The organism is Aestuariivirga sp. (genome assembly GCF_047600585.1).
Classification (GTDB): domain Bacteria; phylum Pseudomonadota; class Alphaproteobacteria; order Rhizobiales; family Aestuariivirgaceae; genus Aestuariivirga.
In genome coordinates, this window is the sequence record NZ_JASGKP010000001.1 from 2,897,089 (window position 1) to 2,918,615 (window position 21,527).

Annotated in this window: 18 protein-coding genes, 1 tRNA gene and 1 pseudogene; 7 read left to right on the forward strand and 13 right to left on the reverse strand. The window is 63.9% G+C overall.

Annotation, left to right across the window (positions count from 1 at the left end):
* Window position 1 precedes the first annotated feature (1 nt).
* The 4 genes from QM801_RS14335 to QM801_RS14350 all read right to left on the reverse strand — a co-directional run bounded on the left by QM801_RS14335 (window position 2) and on the right by QM801_RS14350 (window position 5,046).
* Window positions 2-2,365 carry an ABC transporter permease gene (locus QM801_RS14335; protein ID WP_415019893.1) on the reverse strand — a complete coding sequence of 788 codons (2,364 nt, stop codon included), beginning with the start codon at window positions 2,363-2,365 and terminating at the stop codon, window positions 2-4.
* The gene (locus QM801_RS14340; RefSeq protein ID WP_415019894.1) at window positions 2,362-3,078 is read right to left on the reverse strand and encodes an ABC transporter ATP-binding protein; all 717 of its coding nucleotides are present in this window, start codon (window positions 3,076-3,078) and stop codon (window positions 2,362-2,364) included. The genes QM801_RS14335 and QM801_RS14340 overlap by 4 nt, the downstream gene beginning before the upstream one ends.
* 76 nt (window positions 3,079-3,154) lie before the next feature.
* Window positions 3,155-3,823, reverse strand: coding sequence for an adenylate/guanylate cyclase domain-containing protein (locus QM801_RS14345; RefSeq protein ID WP_415019895.1), 669 nt, complete (start codon window positions 3,821-3,823; stop codon window positions 3,155-3,157).
* Window positions 3,824-3,834: 11 nt separating this feature from the next.
* Complete coding sequence (locus tag QM801_RS14350; protein ID WP_415019896.1) at window positions 3,835-5,046, reverse strand: MFS transporter; 1,212 nt, start codon at window positions 5,044-5,046, stop codon at window positions 3,835-3,837.
* 197 nt (window positions 5,047-5,243) lie between these two features.
* Between QM801_RS14350 and QM801_RS14355 the strand changes: the two genes are divergently transcribed.
* Both QM801_RS14355 and QM801_RS14360 read left to right on the forward strand, forming a co-directional pair.
* Window positions 5,244-6,335 (forward strand): CYTH domain-containing protein, encoded by a 1,092-nt coding sequence (locus QM801_RS14355; protein WP_415019897.1) that lies wholly within the window; start codon window positions 5,244-5,246, stop codon window positions 6,333-6,335.
* Window positions 6,274-6,840, forward strand: coding sequence for a CHAD domain-containing protein (locus tag QM801_RS14360; RefSeq protein WP_415019898.1), 567 nt, complete (start codon window positions 6,274-6,276; stop codon window positions 6,838-6,840). The genes QM801_RS14355 and QM801_RS14360 overlap by 62 nt, the downstream gene beginning before the upstream one ends.
* Window positions 6,841-6,892: 52 nt before the next feature.
* Here the strand turns inward: QM801_RS14360 and QM801_RS14365 are convergent, their stop codons facing one another.
* From QM801_RS14365 to QM801_RS14390, 6 genes are read right to left on the reverse strand one after another with little or no spacing between them, the layout of a single operon-like run.
* On the reverse strand, window positions 6,893-7,219 hold the full coding sequence (locus tag QM801_RS14365; protein WP_415019899.1) for a hypothetical protein: 327 nt from the start codon (window positions 7,217-7,219) through the stop codon (window positions 6,893-6,895).
* Window positions 7,203-7,973: an ABC transporter ATP-binding protein gene (locus tag QM801_RS14370; protein ID WP_415019900.1), complete on the reverse strand. Its 771-nt coding sequence runs from the start codon at window positions 7,971-7,973 to the stop codon at window positions 7,203-7,205. Before QM801_RS14370 ends, QM801_RS14365 begins: the two co-directional genes overlap by 17 nt.
* Complete coding sequence (locus QM801_RS14375) at window positions 7,970-8,962, reverse strand: ABC transporter permease (protein ID WP_415019901.1); 993 nt, start codon at window positions 8,960-8,962, stop codon at window positions 7,970-7,972. Before QM801_RS14375 ends, QM801_RS14370 begins: the two co-directional genes overlap by 4 nt.
* A gap of 10 nt (window positions 8,963-8,972) precedes the next feature.
* Entirely contained in the window at window positions 8,973-10,007 is a 1,035-nt protein-coding gene (locus tag QM801_RS14380) for an ABC transporter substrate-binding protein (RefSeq protein ID WP_415019902.1), read from the reverse strand.
* A 20-nt stretch (window positions 10,008-10,027) separates the two neighbouring features.
* Window positions 10,028-11,371 carry an O-acetylhomoserine aminocarboxypropyltransferase/cysteine synthase family protein gene (locus QM801_RS14385; RefSeq protein WP_415019903.1) on the reverse strand — a complete coding sequence of 448 codons (1,344 nt, stop codon included), beginning with the start codon at window positions 11,369-11,371 and terminating at the stop codon, window positions 10,028-10,030.
* A gap of 24 nt (window positions 11,372-11,395) precedes the next feature.
* Complete coding sequence (locus QM801_RS14390; RefSeq protein ID WP_415019904.1) at window positions 11,396-12,439, reverse strand: isopenicillin N synthase family dioxygenase; 1,044 nt, start codon at window positions 12,437-12,439, stop codon at window positions 11,396-11,398.
* Between the two features lie 261 nt (window positions 12,440-12,700).
* Here QM801_RS14390 and epsC point away from each other — a divergent pair, with 261 nt between their 5' ends.
* The 5 genes and pseudogenes from epsC to QM801_RS14415 all read left to right on the forward strand — a co-directional run bounded on the left by epsC (window position 12,701) and on the right by QM801_RS14415 (window position 18,724).
* Window positions 12,701-13,591 carry a serine O-acetyltransferase EpsC gene (gene epsC / locus QM801_RS14395; RefSeq protein WP_415019905.1) on the forward strand — a complete coding sequence of 297 codons (891 nt, stop codon included), beginning with the start codon at window positions 12,701-12,703 and terminating at the stop codon, window positions 13,589-13,591.
* The gene (locus tag QM801_RS14400) at window positions 13,581-14,498 is read left to right on the forward strand and encodes a family 2A encapsulin nanocompartment shell protein (protein WP_415019906.1); all 918 of its coding nucleotides are present in this window, start codon (window positions 13,581-13,583) and stop codon (window positions 14,496-14,498) included. The genes epsC and QM801_RS14400 overlap by 11 nt, the downstream gene beginning before the upstream one ends.
* A pseudogene (locus tag QM801_RS14405) lies at window positions 14,437-16,116 on the forward strand (family 2A encapsulin nanocompartment cargo protein cysteine desulfurase); the annotation flags it as partial. The gene QM801_RS14400 and the pseudogene QM801_RS14405, both read left to right, overlap by 62 nt.
* A gap of 70 nt (window positions 16,117-16,186) precedes the next feature.
* Window positions 16,187-17,380: a trans-sulfuration enzyme family protein gene (locus tag QM801_RS14410; RefSeq protein ID WP_415019907.1), complete on the forward strand. Its 1,194-nt coding sequence runs from the start codon at window positions 16,187-16,189 to the stop codon at window positions 17,378-17,380.
* Between the two features lie 12 nt (window positions 17,381-17,392).
* On the forward strand, window positions 17,393-18,724 hold the full coding sequence (locus tag QM801_RS14415; protein ID WP_415019908.1) for an FAD/NAD(P)-binding protein: 1,332 nt from the start codon (window positions 17,393-17,395) through the stop codon (window positions 18,722-18,724).
* A 37-nt stretch (window positions 18,725-18,761) separates the two neighbouring features.
* Here QM801_RS14415 and QM801_RS14420 read toward each other — a convergent pair.
* The 3 genes from QM801_RS14420 to QM801_RS14430 all read right to left on the reverse strand — a co-directional run bounded on the left by QM801_RS14420 (window position 18,762) and on the right by QM801_RS14430 (window position 21,517).
* Window positions 18,762-18,837, reverse strand: a tRNA-Thr gene (locus QM801_RS14420).
* 59 nt (window positions 18,838-18,896) lie between these two features.
* Entirely contained in the window at window positions 18,897-20,342 is a 1,446-nt protein-coding gene (locus QM801_RS14425; RefSeq protein WP_415019909.1) for a heme biosynthesis protein HemY, read from the reverse strand.
* A 2-nt stretch (window positions 20,343-20,344) separates the two neighbouring features.
* A complete protein-coding gene (locus QM801_RS14430; RefSeq protein ID WP_415019910.1) occupies window positions 20,345-21,517 on the reverse strand; it encodes a COG4223 family protein in 1,173 nt (390 codons plus the stop codon).
* Window positions 21,518-21,527: the final 10 nt, after the last annotated feature.

Consider the following 21,527-nt stretch of genomic DNA (forward strand, 5'->3'; position numbering starts at 1 on the left):
GTCATTCCCTCGTCTTCAAGACTTCTATCATGTCCAGTCTGTCGATGCGCCGGCGGACGATGAGTCCCGACACCGCTGCGGCGGCAAAGACGATCAGGCTCGCCCAGGCATAGACACTGGAGTTGACGATCAGCGGCACGCGGTAGAGCTCGGTGCGGAAGCCCTCCGTCATCACATAGGCAAAGCCATAGCCGATGGCCCAACCCAAGGGCTGCGCCAGCAGGACAACCAGCGCCAGTTCCCCCAGGAGCAGGCTCGAGATTTCCGCCTTGGTGAAGCCGAGCACGCGCAGGCTGGCCATTTCCCGGCCCTGTTCCGAGAGCGAGATACGGGCGAAATTGTAGACGACGCCGAAGGCGATGATGGCGGCCAGCGTGGCATAGACGCTGATCATGATGTTGACGTTCTGCGCCAGGGTTTCGCGGAATTTCTGAAGTGCGATGTATTGCAGCGAAATGAAGCTGGCGGCCGGTGTCGCCTTGAGGGCCGCAAAGAGTTCGTTCCGCTCGCTCATGTCGAGCCCCAGATAGGTGCCGCTGATCACCGGGCCCTCTTCCAGCAGCCTGTTCATGCTGTCGATGTCCATGAACGCCGTAAGGCCGATGAAGCCCGTGACAATCGCCGACACCGGCACCTCATGGCTCTTGCGATGGCCCTCGAGCACGTCCACCGTCACCTTGTCGCCGGTCCGAAGCCTGAGGAGTTGTGCAAGGCTCTCAGAGATGACGACACCGGTCTCCGGCAGCGTCACGGGGCGGAGATCGCCATCGAGCACGCGGGAAAGTGTTGCCCCTTTCTGCCGCCCGACCAGCGATACGCGCCGCTCCACCGCCCCGTTCCTGAGCTTGACCGCAACAGCACGGAAGGGTTCGGCCTGCATGACACCCGGCAGGCGCTTGATCTCCTGCAGCGCCGATGCTGGCCGCGCACCCGTGAAGGTGATGGACGCATCCTGCCGGTCGCTCCGCCGGAAGGTGATATCGATCATGTGGTCGATGGAGCCAAAGGACCAGAGCGAGCCCACGAGAATGGCAACGGAGAGTGCAACGCCGAGGATACTGGTTGCCGTCCTGAGCGGCCAATGGGTGAGATGGCGCGTCACCATCACGGTGGATTGGCTGAAGCGGATGCGCAGCTCCGGCAACCCGCCGAGCAGCTTGCGATAGCGCTGGGGCGCGGGCGGCGACATTGCGACAGCGGGTGAGAGCCAGGCCACGTAGCGCACCGCATTCACGGCACCAAGCAGGGCCGCGGCATAGGTGGCGCCGGCAGCGATGGCATAGACAGCAGGATCGCGGGTGAAGACGAGGAACGGGAAGCTGAAGAACCTGGCATAGAGCTTCGCCATGCCGACACCCAGCCAGACCCCCGCCACGAGGCCGATGGCAATTCCGGCAAGTGCGATCAGCGTGACGAAGCCGGCATAGTGGCGCACGACGGCAAAGGAGGAATAGCCCATCGCCTTGAGCAGGCCGATCTGCTCGCGTTCCAATGATATGAGCCGTGACAGCGTCATGTTGACGAGGAAAGCCGACACCAGCAGGAAGATGGGCGGCAGGATGCGGCTCATGGAGCGAAGCTGCTGTAACTCGGCATCGAGGAAGGCGTGGGACTGCTGGTCCTTCCGCGTATAGGCGCCCTGCCCGCCATAGCGGTCGAGAAGGCTGTCCAGCGCCGCGATGACATTCGCCGGGTTGACGCCCTTCACAAGACTGACGGCGAGCGAATTGAAGGCGCCATCGAGATCATAGGCGGGCCCCAGCACCGTTTCCGGCACCCAGAGAATGCCGAAGCGGCGCCCGTCGGGCATCAGGGCGCCGGGGCCGAGGGTATAGATGAATTCGGGCGAGAGCGCCGTTCCGCTGACGCGGATGTCGCGCAGCCGGCCATTGATCAGGACACGGATGATATCACCACCCGCCAGCCGGTGGGCCTTGGCAAAGCCAGCGCTTGCCACCGCTTCGCTGGCTTGCGACTCCGGAAGACGGCCGCTCCGCAACACCAGGCGGTTCAGCACCTGGCTGCCCGTGTCCGGCAGCGAGACCAGGAGAACAGAGGCGGGTTCCGCCATGTCGGGGAGATCTGCCAGCGCCACCTTTTCGATGCGCGTTTCCACGGCTGCAACCCCGTCGATCGCGGCGATGTCGCGCTTCAGCGTGAGGGGCGCACGCGTGAGACCCGCAAAGACATCGGCAAACTGATTGGTCTGGTAATAGCGCTCCCGCGTGGCGGAGAGGGACTCATATGCCCCGACGCCGAGGATGAGGGTGGCAACGCCCGCCGCCATGACGAGCGCGATGGCCAGCGCCTGCGGCCAGAGGCGGCGGAGATCGCGCAGCATCTTCCTGTCGAGAGCGCGGATCACCAGCTCACCTCCGACGGTTGCTTGCGGTGCGTGTTCGTCAGTTCCCGCGCGATCGTGCCGTTGGCGAAGTGAACGACACGGTCGGCAATCTCGGCGATGGCGGCATTGTGGGTGATCACAAGGGTCGTCGCGCCTGTTTCGGCATTCGCCCGGGTGAGGGCCTCGAGCACCCGGACGCCCGTTTTGGAATCGAGTGCGCCCGTCGGCTCGTCGCAAAGCAGCACGTCAGGCCGCTTGGCGATGGCGCGGGCAATCGCCACGCGCTGTTGCTCGCCGCCCGAGAGCTGGGCCGGAAAATGACCCATGCGGTCTTCGAGGCCGACCAGCGCCAGCGCCGCTTCAGGCCGCATCGGGGCGCTGGCAATTTCGGTCACCAGCCGCACGTTTTCAAGGGCGGTGAGGCTGGGCACCAGATTGTAGAACTGGAAGATGAAGCCCACGTGGTCGCGGCGGTAGCGCGTGAGGGCGGCTTCGCTGGCGCCCGTGAGATCGTGATCGCGGAAGCGGGCTTCACCCGACGTGGCGCGGTCGAGGCCGCCGATGATGTTGAGAAAGGTGGACTTGCCCGATCCCGAAGGCCCGAGAATCACGATGAATTCGCCCGCCCGGGCTTCGAAGTTCACGCCGCGCAGGGCCTGCACCTCCACCTCGCCGGTCCGGTAGGTCTTGCACAGGTCCCTGACATGAAAGACAGGAGCGGGGCCGCTTTCCATTCTTTCTTGCATAGGGGCAAGGCTAAGCCCTGCCTTGATATGCGTCAAAAGCGGCCGCGAACCGGGATTTCAGGCGTTACCGACTGTCTCGTGGTGATCCGTAGGTCTCCGGTGAGGCGTGATAGGCCGCTCCGCACTGCTTGGAGCAGAACCACGGACCTACAGGCTCGGCACGCTGGTAGATTTCATAGGGTGCATGCATCTTGCAGACCGGATCGATCCACGCCGGATCAGCTCCGTGCGTCAGGCAGATTTCATAGAGCTGCATTTTCTCGCGGAGCGAGCGCAGGGATTTTGCGCCAAGCGCCGTGATGGCGATGCCCTCGGCCGATGCAGCATCGGCGACGACCTGGGTTGCAATGAGTTGGCCGGGCGCTGCGAGCGCTGCAAGGCGGGCGGCGATTTTCACGGTGGCGCCGAAGAGATCGCCGTCGCGCCGGACGACAGGACCATGGTGCAGGCTGGTGCGCGTCAGCGGCAGGCGTTCATCAGTCCGGCAGGCCGACAGAAGCTCGCCCAAGGTGCGAATGGCAACACGCGGCTCCGTGAAGGCAAGCATCACTTCATCGCCAATCCATTTGACTGGCTGGGACTGCGCGCCGAGCGCCTTTCTGACCAGTCCTTCGAAATGCTGGAGCATGGCCACGGCAGCCGTATCGCCATACACGTCAGTGATGGCGCTGAAGCCGGCGAGATCGATGAACGCCACTGTCGCTGTGTCATCCGCGTCAAGGGCTGCGGGCATGAGCATGATCCTCACTTCGTCTTTGGCGTCCCGCCCATCATCTTCAACAATCCGAGCCCGGCGAGCGCAAGTGCGGCAAAGATGCTGCCCGCTAGGAAAGTCGCCTGATATCCGGCGCTGTCCCAGAGTGCGCCGGCAACCACGCTGGCGATGAGTGTCGCAATGCCGGTAAGCAGGTTGAACACGCCGAAGGCGGTGCCGCGCAATTCGGGCGGAGCGGTGTCCGCCACCATCGACGAGAGGATGCCCTGGGTCAGCCCCATGTGCAGCCCCCACAGCACGACGCCGAGCATCACGCCCAGAAGCGTCGTTGAAAGTCCGAGCGCAAGGTCGGCCATGACGAGCAGCACCAGCCCCGCCGCCAGAATGCCGCCGCGTCCGATGCGGTCGGAGAGGACCCCGGCAGGATAGGCCGCCAGCGAATAGACGATGTTCATCACCACAAGCACCGCGGGGATGAGATAGGCCTGCATTCCCGATTGCTGGGCCCGCAGGATGAGAAACGCCTCGCTGAAGCGGGCAAGCGTGAAGACCACGCCCACGGCAATCACCGACCAGAACCCCGCACCGAACTGGCTGATCTCGCTCCGGCTGAGCGGCATCTTCACCTTGCGCAGGGCCGCAGGGCGCGGCGGTTCCTCCACAAAGGCCATGAGGAAAAATACCGACAGGAAGGCGGGCAGCACCGCGATCCAGAAGACCAAGCTGAAATCGCCGGGATGAAGCCAGAGCACAAGAATGGCGATCAGAGGACCGGAGAAGGCGCCGATGTTGTCGAGCGCCTGCCGCAGCCCGAAGCTCGCTCCACGTGCGTCCGGCGGGGCAATGTCGGCGAGAAGCGCATCACGCGGAGCGCCACGGATGCCCTTGCCCAGCCGGTCGATGAAGCGCGCCGCCACAAGCCACTCGATCGTCGTTGCCAAAGGAAAGATGGGCTTCGTGACGGCCGCGAGGCCATAGCCGATCACCGCCAGCACTTTGCGCTTGCCCAGCCAGTCGCTGAGCGCGCCTGAAAAGATCTTGGTGATTGATGCGGTGGCTTCGGCAATGCCTTCGATGACGCCCACTGTCAGTGTGGAGGTGCCGAGCACGGTGACAAGATAGATCGGCAGGAGGGCGTGGATCATCTCGGAGGAGATGTCCATCAGCATGGATACGAAGCCGAGGGCCCAGATTCCCGACGGCAATTGGCGTGCGGCAATTTTTGTGGAGGGCTCTTTCATGATCGCGTGACGGCTCTCCTCCGGCGCTTCCCGGGCACTCTCTCTCGCCAACCGCTACCAATTCCGCTGCAGGGGAACAAGCCGGATTGTCCCCTTCATGACAGCCTGTCGCGGGACGGTGGGCATGGGGCCCTTTTTGGTCTATTCCTTATGCTGCAGAAGCAAGAGTGTCCGGTCAGTCAGCGGAGTGTGGGATCGTGCAGGGCATTGTCGGGGAACGGCCAAATTCCTCCTTCGCTTCGCGCCCGGACCAGGCGGCCGGGCATCCGTGGGAAACCGAGGTCAAGTTCCGCTATGACGGTGATGTCGCCAATCTGCAGCGCGCCCTCAATGTCTGGCCGCGCCACCGCCCGAAGCAGAAGGAGCTGCGCTCCGTCTACTTCGATACGGCGGATCATGATCTGTGGAAGAGCGGGATCACGCTGCGTCTCCGCGGGGATGGCACGCCGCCTTACCGCATGGGCATCAAGTTTGCCGGAGACACCGCGGGCGGGCCTTTCCGCCGGGGTGAAATCGAGACGGAGGTTGCAGACGCAGTACCGCAGTTCGACAGTCTTGCGCCTGATCTTGTCAGGAGGCTTGAGCGATTGCGTCAGCGCAAGCCCCTCGTGCCGCTCTTCGAAACGCGCATCACCCGCACCGTTTGGGTGGTGGCCGCCGGCATCTCCGTGGTGGAAGTGGTGCTCGACGAGGGCGAGATCGCGCTCCCTGACGGGCGCTCGCAACCCCTTCGGGAAATCGAGCTCGAACTGAAGGATGGGCGCGACAGCGATCTCTTCGATCTGGCGCGGCTCATGGCGGGGCGGATCGCGGTGACGCTGGAATTCCAGAGCAAGTCAGACCGCGGCTTCGCGCTTCTTCACCCGGAGACCCGTGTGCCCCGGAAATCGACGCCGCTTCTCCTCAAGCGGCGGCAGACGCTGGGCGACTGCATCGATGCCATCCTGTCCAATACGCTCAATCATTTTGTCGGCAACTGGACGGCGCTGCGGGAGACGGATGCACCTGAATCCATCCACCAGCTTCGCGTTGCGCTCCGCCGCATGCGCAGCGGCTTCAAGATGTTGCGCCATGCATTTCAAACCGAAGTGTTCGAGACACTGCGCGAAGAGGCGCGGCACATCGCCGGAGGACTCGGGCCTGCCCGTGAAATCGACAGCTTCATCGCAGCTGTGGAGGCGGGCGCGTTGCAGCCGCGGGAAAAGCCTCCCGGTTGCGAGAGTTCTGATGGCAGCTGCCCGCGCCTTACGCGACGAGCACTCTCAAACGGCCCGCGCGGTGATCAATGACCGCCGCAGCACGCTCTTCGTCCTCGACCTGCAATGCCTGCTGGCGCAACGACGCTGGCAGGCGCATCTGCCGTCAGCACAAGCGGCGCTCCTCTCCAAGCCCATTCGAGGTGCAGCCCGTGTCATGCTGGACCGGCTGCGCACCCGCGCCCTGAAGCGTGGACGCGGCCTTGGCCGGCGCAGCGATGCCGAACGCCATACGCTCCGCATCGCCCTCAAGGACCTGCGCTACGCCATGGAATTCTTCGGCACACTGTTCGATCACCCCAGGCGCCGCCAGAGATTGCTGACGTCGGCCAGCGAACTGCAGGATATCCTGGGCAAGCACAACGATGCCGTGGCCGTGGACGAACTGGTCCGCCACCTCGCCGATGGCCGGGGCAGCGAAGCCGCACACGCCGCGGGCTATCTGATCGGCTGGCATGCCCACGAGATCACCATCAATGACACGCACCTCAAGGATGCCTGGAAGGCGTTCAAGGCGATGCGACCATTCTGGGATTAGCGGCTCGGACTGCGTGCGTTGCGCCGGTCGCACATTCGCAGCTTCGATGCACTCAATCGCCGCCAATCAGGTTCACGGTCAACCATAGATTGGCAAGGCCCAGAGCGACCCAGAACGCCACGGGCGAATACCACTTGATCCCGAGGACATGGTACTGCTTGCAGAGCGACTGGGCCAATTCACAAACGACCGAGTTCCACACACCACATTGCGCTGCTGCGAAGAGGCTGAGATAGCCGCCGGCAATCAGCTCGTAGAAGACCACGCCCCACCATACCAGCGTGACAAGGCAGAAGAGCGTGGCTGATACGGCAAGTGCCCGACGTGCCGTCACCTGACGCGAGATCACCATGGCCATCGTCTCAATGGAACGAGCCAAGCCCGAGCTTTTCCAGCACGCGGGTTCGGAGGCTCACGATGCGTTTGTCATCGCGGTGGCGCGGATACGGGATGCTGATCGGAATGTCTTCGACGATGGTCGCGGGGCGGTTGCTGATCACCACGATCCGGTCGGAGAGCAGAAGCGCTTCCTCGATGTCGTGGGTCACCATGAGCACGGTGAATCGCTTCGTCTGCCAGAGGCTGCGCAGTTCTTCCTGCAGTGCCATGCGCGTGAGGGAATCAAGACGGCCAAAGGGTTCGTCCAGCAGCAGCAGATGCGGGTCATTGACCAGCGCCCGCGCCAGGGCGGCCCGCTGGGCCATGCCACCCGACAACTGGTGCGGATAGGCATTGGCGAAACCATCGAGCTGCACGAGCGAAATGGCCTCGTCCACCTTGGACCTTTTGGCGGGCAGCTCGCCCCTGGCCGCAAGACCTGTCGCCACGTTGTTCCAGACCGTGGCCCAGGGAAAGAGCGTGGCGTCCTGGAAGGCAAGGATGCGCGAGGGTTCGGGTTCGGTGACAAGCTTGCCATCCGCTTCGATGCGGCCGTCGCTCGGCTTGTCCAAGCCGGCCACAAGCCGCAGCAATGTGGACTTGCCGCAGCCGGACGGACCCAGCAACGAAACGAATTCGCCGGGCTTCACGGTGAGGCTGAAGTTCTTCACGACAGCAAGGTCCTCGCCATCCAGTGTGAAGGCGTGGTTGACGCCGGAAATGGCGAGTGCGGGAACAGCAGCCTGCGTGGTCATTTGATGAATCCGGATTGCCACTTCATCAGCCGCGCCCGCAGGACGAAGAGCAGTTTCACAAGGCCTGCGCAGATGAGGGCCATGATCACGAGCGTGGCATAGACATTGGCGTAGGCGGAATAGGCCGTCTGGAACTGGATGTACCAGCCGAGGCCGTACTTCGCGCCCAGCATCTCGGCGACCACCAGCACGGCGAAGGAATAGTAGAGGCCCATGAAGAGCCCGACGAAGACATGGGGCAGCGACGCAGGGATCGCAATGTTGCGGATGAGATAGGACGTCTTGGCGCCGAGCGTGCGGGCGACGTCATAGTAGGCGGTGTTCACCGAACTGACGCCGGACGACGTGAGGATGGCCACGGGAATGCCTGCCGACAGCGCCACGATGAAGATGCTGGCGGCGAAGGTTGTCGGGAAGAAATAGAAGGTGACCGGGATCCACGCCGAGGCCGGCACAGGGCCGATGAGCTTCAGGAGCGGCATGCCCCAGTAACTGAACCGCGCCGACCAGCCGAGCGCAATCCCCACCGCATAGCCGACGGCGATTCCGGAGAAGAAGCCCAGCGCCCAGAGCCGCAAGGTATAGGCGATGCAGATCAGAAGCCGCGGCCCGTCCTCCACATAGACATTGAGCAGGCCCTGCGGCGGCGAGAAAAAGGGCTTGGGCAGCCAGCCGAACTTTGCGGTGAACAGTTCCCAGAGAAAGAACCAGATGCCGAGTGCCACGAGCCACGGCCCGGCGCGCAACAGCCTTCCCTTGATGAGGCCGGCGGATTTGCCCGCAACTCCCGCAAGAAAAAGCAGGGCCGCTGTGGCAGCAGCAAGCCCTGCGAAGAACCCGGCGCTTCCCCAGGGAACGACATCAGGAAGCACCAGTGTGACAGCAGCCGTGGCGGCCCAGAACAGTGAAGCGACGAGGCCATGCAGCCAAAGCCTCTGCTCCCAGTTCACCGTCTCCGAGGACAGGCCGATCGCCGGACTGCTGCTCATGGATTACGCCTCACGCCAGGAGATTGACGGTGATGCGTTCGGCGAAGGCCTTGGGATCGGTCGATGCGTCGAGCACCTTGACGAGCTTCAGGTCTTCGGCCGATCTCTGGATCTGCTCCACCAGCTGCGGGCCGATCGGGTGATTGTGGGCAACGAGGCCGCCGATCACCGCCTTGAGGTCCTCGAAGCTGAGGCCTGCGGGCTTCAGTTCCTTGAGATACCAGTCCGCCACTTCATCCGGATGATTGGCGGTGTATTCGTGAACCTCGATGTTTGCTTCGGCGAGACGGCGGATCGCATCCTTGTTCGCTTCGTAGAACGGGCCGTTGGCGCCCAGAACGCAGCAGGTATGGCCTTCATAGACGCCGGTCTGCGTATCGGCGATCTTGGTGAAGCCGAACTTCTTCTCGATGGAATAAGCCCAGGGATCGAGATGGGCAGCGATATCCGCATCACCCCGGTTCACCGCATCGCCCACGAGTTCGAAGGGCACGGCCTTCCACGTCACGTCCTTCTCCGGATCGATGCCCGCCTTGGCCAGCGTCACCTGGAAGGCGACCTGCGGCGGCGCGCCGATGCCATAGGTGGCGATGGTCTTGCCCTTCACCCCGGCGAGATCCTTGACGCCGGAGGCCTCAGACGCCAGCAGGCGCTGGCAACCGCCGTGGGAGCCCACGAAGAGCTTCACGTCGAAGCCCTGCTCCAGCGGCTTCAGCCAGTCGCCGATCAACCCTGCGCCGGCGTCGGCCTTGCCCGTCGCCAGCGCCTGGATCAGGGTCTGCCCGCTCGCGCCCTGATAGAAGAGTTCAACATCGACGCCATGCTTGGCATAGATGCCCTTGGCCACGCCGAAGCCGAGCGGCGAATGGCAGGCGGCCACTTCCGTCCACGCCAGGCGGACCTTGGCCGCAGGCGCTGCGATGGCAGGTGCGAAGACCTTTCCGGCGGCGATGCCGGTCGAGGCCACGGCACCGCCCGCCGCTGCGAGCTTGAGGACGCGACGCCGCGACAGCGCCGTCCTGGTTGAAGACTGTGATGTCGTCATGGTCGTTCTCCTTTTCCGGATTACTCGGCTGCCTTCAGAATTTTCAGTCCGTCACCGGCCGACGCCTTGCTGGCCGCATCAAGCGCCTGCTTCAGGTCTTCGATGATATCGTCGGGATGTTCGATGCCGATGGAAAGCCGGATGTAACCGGGCGTGACACCCGCGGCGAGCTGCTCCTTCTCCGACAGCTGCTGATGCGTGGTCGAAGCCGGATGGATGGCGAGCGAGCGGGCATCACCAATGTTGGCGACGTGATAGAGAAGCTTGAGCGAGTCGATGAAGGCCTTGCCAGCCTCGACACCGCCCTTCAGCTCAAAGCCCACCAGCGCACCAAAGCCGCCCTTCAGGTACTTCTTGGCCCGCGCCTTCTGCTTGCCGGATTGCAGGCCCGGGAAGATCACGCTCTTCACCTGGCGGTGCTTGTAAAGGAAGTTGGCGATCTTGACGGCGTTCTCGTTCTGCTGGCGCACGCGGAGCGGCAGCGTCTCGAGGCCCTGGATGAACTGCCAGGCATTGAAGGGCGAGATGGCCGCACCAAGATCACGCAGCAGCTTCACGCGGATGCGGAGGATGTAGGCGATGGGGCCGAGGGGCTTTGCAGCCTCCGTCCAGATGGCGCCATGATAGGCTTCATCCGGCTGGGTGAGCAGCGGGAAGCGCTCGGCATGCTTTTCCCATGGGAAGTTGCCGCCGTCGATGATGACGCCGCCAATGGTGGTGCCGTGTCCGCCGATGTACTTCGTTGCGGAGTGAACGACCACTGCCGCGCCATGCTCGAAGGGCTTCACGATCAGCGGGGCCGCCGTGTTGTCCACGATGAGCGGCACACCGAGCTCCCGGCCGATTGCCGCCACTTCACCGATCGGGAAGACATGCAGCTTCGGGTTCGGCAATGTTTCGGCGTAGTAGGCGCGGGTCTTGGCGTCGGTGGCGCGGCGAAAGTTCTCCGGATCCGACGGATCGACGAAGCGCACTTCGACACCGAACTGCTTCAGGGTCTGCGACAGCAGCGTGACCGTGCCGCCGTAGAGGTCGGTGGAGGAGACGATGTTGTCGCCGGACTGGGCGAGGTTGAGAAGCGAGTAAGCCGAGGCCGTCTGCCCCGAGGCCACGGCAAGTGCCGCCACACCGCCCTCGACGGCAGCAATGCGCTGCTCGAAGGCATCCTGCGTCGGGTTCTGCACGCGGGTGTAGATGTTGCCGAGTTCTTCCAGCGCGAAGAGGCGCGCGGCATGGCCCGTGTCCTGGAACTGGTAGGAGGTGGTCTGGTAGAGCGGCACCGCCACCGCGCCCGTCACGGGGTCGGAGCGGAACGTGCCGCCGTGAAGGGCGAGTGTTTCGGCATTCTTGCTGTTCGTCGTCATTGAAGTCTCCAGCGTTGAAAAAGATCAGTAGGCAGATGCGGTCACAGGCCCGGTGCGGTCCTTGGCCTCGAGAAGATCGGCGTGGTGGCGCTGCGCCACGTCCGGGTGGCTGCGCAGACGGCTCTTCAGGAAGTTCTTCGCCACTTCACTGAAGAGCGGATTGTTCGGGTCCTGCGTGACCCCCCGCACCTGCGCCTGCAATGCCGCAGGCAGGGTGAGGACAGGGACAGTGGCGCTGAGGTTCGCGCCGAAGAAGAAGGCCACCGACAGACGATCGGTATCGGACGGCGGCGAGACCACGCGATGGACGTTGGCGCGCAGATATCCGTTCGAGGCCAGCTCCAGCAGTTCGCCGATGTTGATGATGAAGGTGCCGGGAACGGGTGGCGCATCGATCCAGCCGTTCTCGCCTTCCACCTGAAGGCCGCCCACTTTGTCCTGCAGCAGGATTGTGACGAAGCCCGAGTCCTTGTGGGCGCCCACGCCCTGGTTGCTTTCGCCGCTGCTGCGGCCGGGATAGCGGATGATCTTGATGAGCTGGTTCGGCGTCGGTGTGTAAACCGGCGCAAAGACATCCTTCCTCTGGCCCAGCGCCTCGGCGAGCAACTCCGTGAGCTGAATACCGAGCGCCGTCACCGCCGCCTGATACTTCAGGATGACCGGCTTCAGGTCCGGCAAGGCCTTCGGCCACTGGTTCGGACCGATGAGTCGCTGCCATGTGGGCGACGAAGAGGTGACTTTGAGCGGCACCTGCTCGGGTCCGATGTCAACCTGTTCACGCCAGTCGGGCTTGCCGCGGGTGTGCTCGAGCCCGGCCCGATTATATCCCCGGAAGTAGGGGGAATTGACCATCTGGATGTCCAGCTTGTCCCTTTCCGGCAGGCTGAAGAAGGAGCGCGTGAGCTTCAGGACATCGGCAATCAGATCCGCTGCGATGCCGTGATCCTTGAGATAGAAGAAGCCAAGACCGCGCGCCGTTTCGCGCAGTTCCTCGAGGAAGGCCTGCTTCGCTTCGGGTGATGCAAGACCGGATGCAAGCGAGAGTGTCGGAAGTTTTGAATAGGGCATTTCGAATATCCACTGTTTCGGTGGAGTATTCGCGCGGCAGGTCACAACAACAATTGATCTCCTTTGCGCGCGCTGTTGAGAAATCCTGAGGTGATCGCGCAGAAGCTAAAAGATTTAGAAATTCTCAATTCCCGATTGAGTTTTCAGAGGGCACAGACAGTGCCGGACTTTGACTAATGATCTGAAGGTCAAAGGGGGCGTGCAATGTCCGCAGTCATCGAGAAATTCCCTGCAAGACCACCGAGAAAGGGATGGCGTGAAATGAACGTGATCGACCGCTTGCGCGCTTCGCGTGAGGTTCATCACAACATTCGTCACAAGGGTCTGGTCCGCGAACTGCCGTCACGCGAGACATTGCAGCAGGTGCTCGACAAGCTGTGTGCCGCACTCTTTCCCACGCATTTCGGTCAGGCGCTCTTCGCCAATGAAAGCATCGACCTCTTTGTCTCCAACTGCCTGAACGAGGCCCTGCCCCGCCTGCTGGAACAGGTGAAGCGGAGCCTGCAGTTCGATCTTCCGGACTGCAGCGACGACAACGAGTTGCGCCAGAGGGCCGAACAGATCGTGGCCGCCTTCACCGACCAGTTGCCGGATATCCGCGGCGTGCTGGTGAGCGACTTCCGCGCCGCCTATCGCGGTGATCCCGCAGCGGAGAGCATTGCCGAAATCGTGCTGTGCTACCGCGGCACCATCGCCATCATCTATCACCGCTTCGCCCATGCGCTCTATGTGCAGGGCGCCCGCCTCATCGCACGGCTCATCGCAGATATCGCGCAGGCCGCGACAGGGATCGACATTCACCCCGGCGCCACCATCGGCGGGAGTTTCTTCATCGACCACGGCTCGGGCGTTGTCATCGGCCAGACCGCCATCATCGGCGAGAACGTGCGCCTCTATCAGGCCGTGACGCTGGGGGCGAAGCGCTTCAACGCACTCGCCAATGGCGAACTGGTCAAGGGCGAGCCGCGGCATCCCATCATCGAAGACAACGTGGTGATCTACGCCGGCGCCACCATCCTCGGCCGCATCACCATCGGCACGGGCTCCAGCATCGGCGGCAACGTGTGGCTCACCCACAGCGTGCCGCCCTTCAGCAACATCACACAAGCCAAGACCCAACAGATTGACCAGGAGACCCTGAATGGCCGCTGACACGACACCGCAAACAGCCTTGGGCGATGTCGCCGCCCGGCAACTTGCCAATGCCACCAAGACCATTCCGCAGATGGGGAGCATCACGCCGCGCTGGCTGACCAAGCTGCTGCACTGGGTTCCCGTCGAGGCCGGCATCTACCGCCTCAACCGGGTGAAGGAAGGCACCAGCATCGACGTCGAATGTTCGGCGCGCGACGAGCGCGAATTGCCGCAGACCTTTGTGGACTATGAAGCGAACCCACGCGAATACATGCTGAGCGCGGTCAACACCGTGCTCGATGTGCACACCCGCGTTTCCGACCTCTACAGCAGCCCCTACAGCCAGACCGGCGAGCAGCTCCGTCTCATCATCGAGACGATCAAGGAGCGCCAGGAAAGCGAACTGATCAACAACAAGGAATACGGCCTGCTGCATTCCGTCTCGCCGGCCCAGCGGGTCACCACGCGCACCGGTGCGCCCACGCCCGACGATCTCGATGAACTGATCAGCAAGGTGTGGAAGGAGCCCGGCTTCATCCTCACCCATCCTGCCGGCATCGCCGCCTTCGGCCGTGAATGCACCCGCCGCGGCGTGCCGCCGCCCACCGTATCGCTGTACGGCAGCCAGTTCCTCACCTGGCGCGGCATTCCGCTGTTCCCCAGCAACAAGGTGCCGTTGGATGGCGGAAAGACAAAGTTCATTCTGGTGCGCACCGGCGAGAGCCGTCAGGGCGTCGTCGGCCTCTATCAGCCAAACCTTCCGGGCGAGCAAAGCCCGGGCCTCTCCGTCCGCTTCATGGGCATCAACCACAAGGCCATCGCCTCCTATCTCGTGTCGCTCTATTGCTCGCTCGCCGTGCTGACCGACGATGCCATCGCCGTCCTCGATAACGCGGATACCGGCAAGTACCATGAGTACAAGTGATCCCACGGCGCATCTTCCCGATGTGAAGGCGCTGGCCGAACTTGCCAATGTGCTGTTCCGTCAGGCTACGGGAGAGGCCGGTCCGGTGACGGCTGCGCCAGCGGTCACCAGCCTCGGCGCGCCTCATGCACCGGCGGTCCACCAGCCATCGCTTGCCTCGCCCGCTTTGGCGCATGGCTTGGCAGGCGGCGTACCCACCTCGCCTTCCAGACTTTCTTCGAGCCGGCCCTCGCCTGGCGGCGTCTCGCCGGGAGGCATGTCCCTTGGCGGGTTTTCGCCCGCGCAGATTCCGCATGATGCGGCGAGCCCGCAGTACTACTTCCTGTCAGAGGCGGCGCCATCGGCTGCCCCGCTTGACGTTCATGCCATCCGCCGGGATTTTCCGATCCTCAACGAACGTGTGAACGGCAGGCCGCTTGTGTGGTTCGACAATGCCGCGACGACGCAGAAGCCGCGCCAGGTGATCGAGCGGCTCAAGCATTTCTACGAGCATGAGAACTCCAACATCCACCGCGCCGCCCATGAACTGGCGGCCCGTTCGACCGACGCCTATGAAGGTGCGCGCGAAACCGTGCGCCGCTTCCTCAACGCGGCCTCCACGAACGAGATCGTCTTTGTTCGCGGTGCCACCGAAGCGATCAACCTCGTGGCCAAGAGCTGGGGTCGCGAGAACATCGGCGAAGGGGACGAAATCATCGTCTCCTGGCTGGAGCATCACGCCAACATCGTGCCGTGGCAGCAGCTCTGCGCCGAAAAGGGCGCCAAGCTGAAGGTCATCCCGGTCGATGACTGCGGCCAGGTGAGGCTCGAGGAGTATGCGCGCCTGCTTTCGCCGCGGACCAAGCTTGTCTCGGTCACGCAGGTGTCGAATGCGCTCGGCACGGTGGTGCCGGTCAAGCAGATCATCGATCTCGCCCATGCGGCGGGCGCCCTGGCGCTTGTCGACGGCGCGCAATCCGTCTCCCACATGCCGGTTGACGTGCGCGGACTGGATGCGGATTTCTTCGTCTTCTCAGGTCACAAGGTCTTTGCGCCAACAGGGATCGGCGTCGTCTACGCCAAGGAGCACATCCTCAATGCCACCCAGCCGTGGCAGGGCGGCGGCAACATGATCGCCGATGTCACCTTCGAGAAGACGCAGTACCAGAATGCGCCCGCGCGCTTTGAAGCGGGCACGGGCAACATCGCCGATGCCGTGGGCCTTGGTGCGGCCCTCGACTACGTAATGCGGATCGGGCTGCCGGCCATCCAGCAGTATGAGCATTTCCTACTCGACTACGCGACGCAGCGCATCCGCGAGATCAAGGGATTGCGGCTGATCGGCACCGCGCCCGACAAGGCGAGCGTGCTCTCCTTCGTGCTCGACGGCTTCACCACCGAACAGGTGGGCTCGGCCTTCAACAAGGAGGGAATCGCGGTGCGTGCCGGGCATCACTGCGCCCAGCCCATCCTGCGGCGCTTCGGGCTGGAGGCCACGGTGCGGCCTTCGCTCGCCTTCTACAACACCTGCGCCGAGGTCGATCACATGATCGCGGTGCTGCACAGGCTCACGGCGGGCCGCTCCGTCCCGGCCATTGACGCGGTGTCTTACAACATCCTCGGTTCCGGCGCATTCTGAGGTTCAGTGACGGCCTGGAGAACACCGGTGAGAACCGGTCTCCGGCGGCGCACGGAAACAGGAGACCTTCATGAGCAAGCCCAACAAGAAACAGGGCCTTTCCACACGGGCTATTCACCTCGGATATGATCCGGCCACGGCGCAGGGCGCGCTCTCGCCCCCCATCTACCAGACCTCGACCTATGTTTTCGAAAGCGTCGAACAGGGCGCAGAGCTTTTTGCAGGGAATCGCGAAGGCTTCATCTACGGCCGCACCAAGAACCCCACACAAGCACTGCTGGAGCAGCGCGTTGCTGATCTGGAAGGCGCAGAGGCCGGGCTTGCGGTTGCCTCCGGCATGGGCGCGATCAGCGCCACCTTCTGGTCGCATCTCAAGGCGGGCGACCGGGTAATTGCCGACAAGATCCTCTATGGCAACAGCTATGCCTTCCTCTCGCGCGGCATCACCAAGTTCGGCGTCAAGGTCGATTTCGTCGATCTCACAGATCCGGTGCAATTGGCACGGGCGGCGGAGCGGCCATTTCATGCCGTGTTCTTCGAGACGCCTGCCAACCCGAACCTGCGTCTCATCGACATTGCCGCAACGGCGGCCGTGGCGCGGCGGAGTGGCGCCCTCACCATCGTGGACAACACCTTCGCCACGCCGGTGCTGCAACGGCCCATCGAACATGGCGCCGATCTCGTCATCCACTCCGCCACCAAATACCTGGGCGGGCATGGCGACCTGCTGGCCGGCCTCGTGGTCGGCAGGGCGGAGCTGGTGAAGGAGGTGCGGATGCACGGGCTCCGCTATCTCACAGGCGCAACGCTGAGCCCGCTCACCGCCTTCCTGGTGATGCGTGGCCTCAAGACCCTCGAACTCCGCATGAAGCAGCATTCGCATTCCGCAACGGCGATCAGCGGCTTTCTGGCGGGGCACAGGCATATCTCCAGCCTCTCCTATCCGGCGCTGTCGAAAGGGACCGCGGTTGACGTCTTCAAGCGGCAGATGTCGCAGGGCGGCGGGCTGATCAGCTTCGAACTTGCGGGCGGCATCGAGGCGGGGCGCCGCTTCATGAATGCGCTCAAACTCATCCACCGCGCCGTCAGCCTGGGAGACGCAGAAACGCTGATCCAGCATCCGGCCTCCATGACGCATGCCGCCTATTCGCCCGAGGAGCGGGCGAAGTACGGCATTTCCGATGGCCTCATCCGCATGTCGGTCGGGCTCGAAAACACCGAAGACCTCGTCGATGATCTCGATCAGGCCCTGACAGCCGTGTGAGGAGAACCCGGGGTGAGCACGCGTCCCTTCATCATCATCGGCGGCGGCGCATCGGGCGTGTTGCTGGCCTATCAACTGCTGAAAGCCGACACGGTGGCGCGGCCGGTGGTGATCATCGAGTCGTCGCGGCAACTGGGCTTCGGCCTCGCCTATGGCACGAGCAGCGCCTCGCACCTGCTCAATGTGCGAAACTCCAACATGAGTGCCGACCCCGAGCAGCCCAACCATTTCCTGAACTGGCTGGCGTCCCTGCCCGGCTCCGCGCCGCGCCCCGACGGCTTCACCACCCGCCGCCTCTACGGCCAATACATCGCGGGCCTCATCGGTAATGATCTGGACGGTGGCAGGCTCTCGGTTATCCATGACCGTGCGGTGGCGCTGTCGCTCACGCAAGATGGCGTGGAGGTGAAACTGGAACAGAATGGCAGGATGGCCGGTGAGGCCATCATTCTCGCCACAGGCCACGACAGCACGCGCCATCCCTCCTTCGAGAACCCGTGGGAACAGCACCTCAGCCAACCTGTTGCAGCCGATGACCGCATCCTGATTGCGGGAACGGGCCTGAGCATGGTGGACTATGTGCTCGAACTTCTCGACCGCGGCCATATGGGCCCGATCACAGCCGTGTCGCGGCGTGGTCTGCTGTCCAACAGTCACGGCCCCACACAGGCCTGGCCCCTCGATCTGTCGGGACTCGGAAAGACGCCGTCCGTGAATGCGGTGCTGCGCTTCCTCCGGCGGGAGATCACACGCGCCGAAGCGGAGGGCGTGAGCTGGCGGAGCGTCATCGACGGCATGAGGCCGCACACCCAGACGCTCTGGAAGTCATTCTCACTTGTTGAGCGGAAACGCTTCCTGCGCCACGCCCGCCCCTGGTGGGATGTTGTGCGTCACCGGATGGCGCCCGAGGCGTCCAATCGCATCCAGGCCGCTATTGATGCAGGCCAGCTGCGGATCGTGGCCGGCAACATTCTCGCTTTCGAGGCCGATGGGGGCCAGCGCCATGTCTTCATCCGGGAGCGCGGACACAACGCGCAGCGGAGCGAAGCCTTCGATCACATCATCGACTGCACGGGCCTTGTCAGCGATCCGGAACTGTCACAGGACCCCTTGGTCAAGTCGCTTCTGCAGCAGGGTCTTGGCCGGAGGGACGCGATCGGGCTTGGACTCGAGTTCAATGACGAATGCGCGCTGATCAGTGCCGATGGGGTGCCGCATCCGTCCATCTTCGGCGTGGGCCCCATCACCAAGGCCGGCCTCTGGGAAATCATCGCCGTCCCCGATATCCGCGTGCAGGCCCTCTACCTCGCGCGCCGACTGGCGGAACGCTTCGCGGCGCCCTAGCGATTGAATTGCTGAATGGAATGACTGCGGGGGAAACTGGTGCCGCTTGCGTGACTCGAACACGCGACCCCATCATTACGAATGATGTGCTCTACCAACTGAGCTAAAGCGGCCCGGCGGCGCGAGGCCGCTGTTCTGGACGGGCGGGGGATAGACGGTTTCGGTTAACAATTCAACCATCAATGCGGTCGGCTTCCACCCCGGGATCGTCGGGCGGACGGTCGAAGGGCAGCGCCTTGGCGGGCTCGGAAACCTGCTTGTTTTCCGGCACCTTGATGGTGATCTGGGGGAGGTTTTCGGCCTCCCGGGACAGCTCCGGCTCGGGCTCCGCCGCAGGCAGCATGTCGAAGGGCACCTTCCATTCCGACGGCACGATCTCGCCCGTCACGGGAGAGAGCGGCATCCAGCGCGGGCTCGCCACCCCGTCCGACACCCACATGGGATCACGCGGCGCATGGATGGCGCGGGCAAACCATTCCCGCGCCTTCCCCTTGTCGCCCTCGGCGTCCTCGATCTCGCCCATGAGAGCGCAGACCCGCGCCGGTGGGCGCTCATCGATATGCTGTGTGAGAGCTGCCCGCGCCACGTCGAGACGGCGGGCCGCAAGGGCCGCCTTGGCCAGCGCACAGGCGCCTTCAAGCGAGTCAGGAGTGGCGCCCACCAGATCGCGCACGCGCTCATAGCGCGCCTCGGGCCCGTCACCCGTCACCGAGCGGGCCATGAGTTCAGCAAGATCGGGATGCGGAGCAATCGCCCAGGTGGCGCGGAGAATCTTCTGCGCCTTGCGGGCATTGCCCTTGGCGATGTGGCAGCGCGCCGCGACCGAAGCCGCAGGCACCAGCGCGGGATCGAGCTTCAGCGCATCGCTTGCGAGTTCGAGGGCGCGGTCGCGGTTCTCGTCTTCGATCGAGAGCGCTTCCGCGGTGATGAGGGCGGCCCTCTTCTTCGCCGCTTCGTCGCGGCTCAAGAGTCCGGAGCGGCCCTGCATGTCGAGCGTATGGGCTGCGGGCAGCCAGAGCTTGCGCGCCGCCTGCACCTGCAGCACTGCCGTCGAGGCCCAGGGCAATCGTGCATTGCGGGCCAGTGCCTTCTCCGCATGATGAAGAGCGGCGACGAGATCGCCTGACTGCCGCGCCTCGTTGAAGAGGCCGCGCAGCCCCATCAATTCGGTTTCTGGATCTTTCGCCATGGCCTCGAAGATGCGCTTCACGCTCTCGCGGTCGCCCTTCAATTGCGCCGCCTGCGCGGCCAGCACATTGACCAGCGGTTCGTCGGAGAGAACATTGGCGGCAATCGCCGCATGGCGCGAGGCACCCTGCGCATCGCCGGCACCCGCCGCGACAATACCCTTCGAGAGAGACTCATAGGCCTTGCGGTGCTTGCGGAAGCGCCAGAACTCCCGCGCCGCGGCGGGGCTCCGCCAGATGCGGCGCAGAAGCGACCACAGGAACGACAGCGAGATGATGAGGGCAATGGCGATCGCCACCGCCACGAAGAGCTTCATCTCGTACTGGCGCCCGAGCCACGTCACCGTGAGCGTGCCCGGCCGCCCGGCCAGCCACGAGAAGAAGGCCGCGGCGGCAACGAGGAGAGCGAAGCGCCAGAGCATCCTGATCATCGTCAGGGACTCGCGTTCTGCACGCGCTCTGCCGCCGAGGTCACGGAGGCAAGCGCCGTTTCAAGGGAGAGGCGGGCCGCCGCGCGGTCGCGCCATTGCTGCAACTTCGGCGGAATGGTGGCTTCGGGTTCGTCTACCGCCGCCACCGCCTGCGGCAGGTCGCCCGCTTCGGCGAAGGCAATGGCCTTGTCGGCCACCTGCTGCCAGTTCACCGCATCGAGATCGCGGATGGTGATGACGGAGGAGAGCATCTCGCCGATCCGGTCCCAGATCCCGGGTTCAGACGGAACGATCTTCACCTCGGGCGTGGGCAACTCGGGCTTCAGGGCCGAGAGTTCGGTGGCAAGGCCCTTGGCATTGGGCAGGCCCTGTGCTGCGTGGGCTGCGATCACGTCAAGACCGCTCGCCGCCGGCAGAAGGCGTGCGATGCGGTCGGCCTCGTCGGCGAAGGATGTGCCCGCCTCGATCTTGGCCTTGAGATCGGAAACAGTCTGAGTGAGCGCCGTCTTGTCGACCTCGCCCGTCTTCTGGGCCTTCAGCGCCGCCACATCCTGTTCGAGGGCCGCAAGCCGGGCCGCCACATCCGCGGGAACACCCGCCGACGATGACGCGCCATCTGCCGGAGCAGCAGGCTGCGTGCTGATCGCCGCGACAGCGGATTTCGTTTCATCGAGCGCCGACTGCAGCGAGGCGAGGCTCGCCTTCGTTGCCGCAATGTCATCGGCCAGCGTCTTGGAGTTTGTGGCTGTGGCGGTTGCCGAGGCTTCCAACTCGTTGACGTCGCTGGTGAGCTGCGTGGTCAACCGCTCGAGGCCCTGCACCTTGGAGGCGATCTCTTCGTGGCCCTTGCCCAGAATGTCCACGCGCTCGGCGAGCGCCTTCACATTGTCGCTGGGGAAGTAGGACGAGATCAGGTCACGATAGGCCCAGCCGCCCGCCACCACGCCGATGCCCAGCGCCGCAACGAAGGCCGCCGTGCGATAGGAGGATGTCGTTTCGCGTGCCGGAGTGGAAGATGAGGGCGGCGGCGTTTCGCCCGCGGCCTCCTGCGCCTTCGCAGAGTCGGGTTCCCGCTTGTCGCCAGGCTCCGCATCCACCGTCACGTCTTCTGGATCGAGATCAATCACCGTCGGCTTGACCGGTGACGGATCGGCATCGTTACCAAGGTTACTCATGATGACTAGG

Coding starts and splice junctions, on each gene's coding strand:
- QM801_RS14380 (WP_415019902.1), bottom strand. CDS start 10,007: ATGACGACATCACAGTCTTCAACCAGGACGGCGCTGTCGCGGCGTCGC.
- QM801_RS14410 (WP_415019907.1), top strand. CDS start 16,187: ATGAGCAAGCCCAACAAGAAACAGGGCCTTTCCACACGGGCTATTCAC.
- QM801_RS14360 (WP_415019898.1), top strand. CDS start 6,274: ATGGCAGCTGCCCGCGCCTTACGCGACGAGCACTCTCAAACGGCCCGC.
- QM801_RS14370 (WP_415019900.1), bottom strand. CDS start 7,973: ATGACCACGCAGGCTGCTGTTCCCGCACTCGCCATTTCCGGCGTCAAC.
- QM801_RS14385 (WP_415019903.1), bottom strand. CDS start 11,371: ATGACGACGAACAGCAAGAATGCCGAAACACTCGCCCTTCACGGCGGC.
- QM801_RS14390 (WP_415019904.1), bottom strand. CDS start 12,439: ATGCCCTATTCAAAACTTCCGACACTCTCGCTTGCATCCGGTCTTGCA.
- QM801_RS14375 (WP_415019901.1), bottom strand. CDS start 8,962: ATGAGCAGCAGTCCGGCGATCGGCCTGTCCTCGGAGACGGTGAACTGG.
- QM801_RS14425 (WP_415019909.1), bottom strand. CDS start 20,342: ATGATCAGGATGCTCTGGCGCTTCGCTCTCCTCGTTGCCGCCGCGGCC.
- epsC (WP_415019905.1), top strand. CDS start 12,701: ATGAACGTGATCGACCGCTTGCGCGCTTCGCGTGAGGTTCATCACAAC.
- QM801_RS14340 (WP_415019894.1), bottom strand. CDS start 3,078: ATGGAAAGCGGCCCCGCTCCTGTCTTTCATGTCAGGGACCTGTGCAAG.
- QM801_RS14345 (WP_415019895.1), bottom strand. CDS start 3,823: ATGCCCGCAGCCCTTGACGCGGATGACACAGCGACAGTGGCGTTCATC.
- QM801_RS14350 (WP_415019896.1), bottom strand. CDS start 5,046: ATGAAAGAGCCCTCCACAAAAATTGCCGCACGCCAATTGCCGTCGGGA.
- QM801_RS14400 (WP_415019906.1), top strand. CDS start 13,581: ATGGCCGCTGACACGACACCGCAAACAGCCTTGGGCGATGTCGCCGCC.
- QM801_RS14430 (WP_415019910.1), bottom strand. CDS start 21,517: ATGAGTAACCTTGGTAACGATGCCGATCCGTCACCGGTCAAGCCGACG.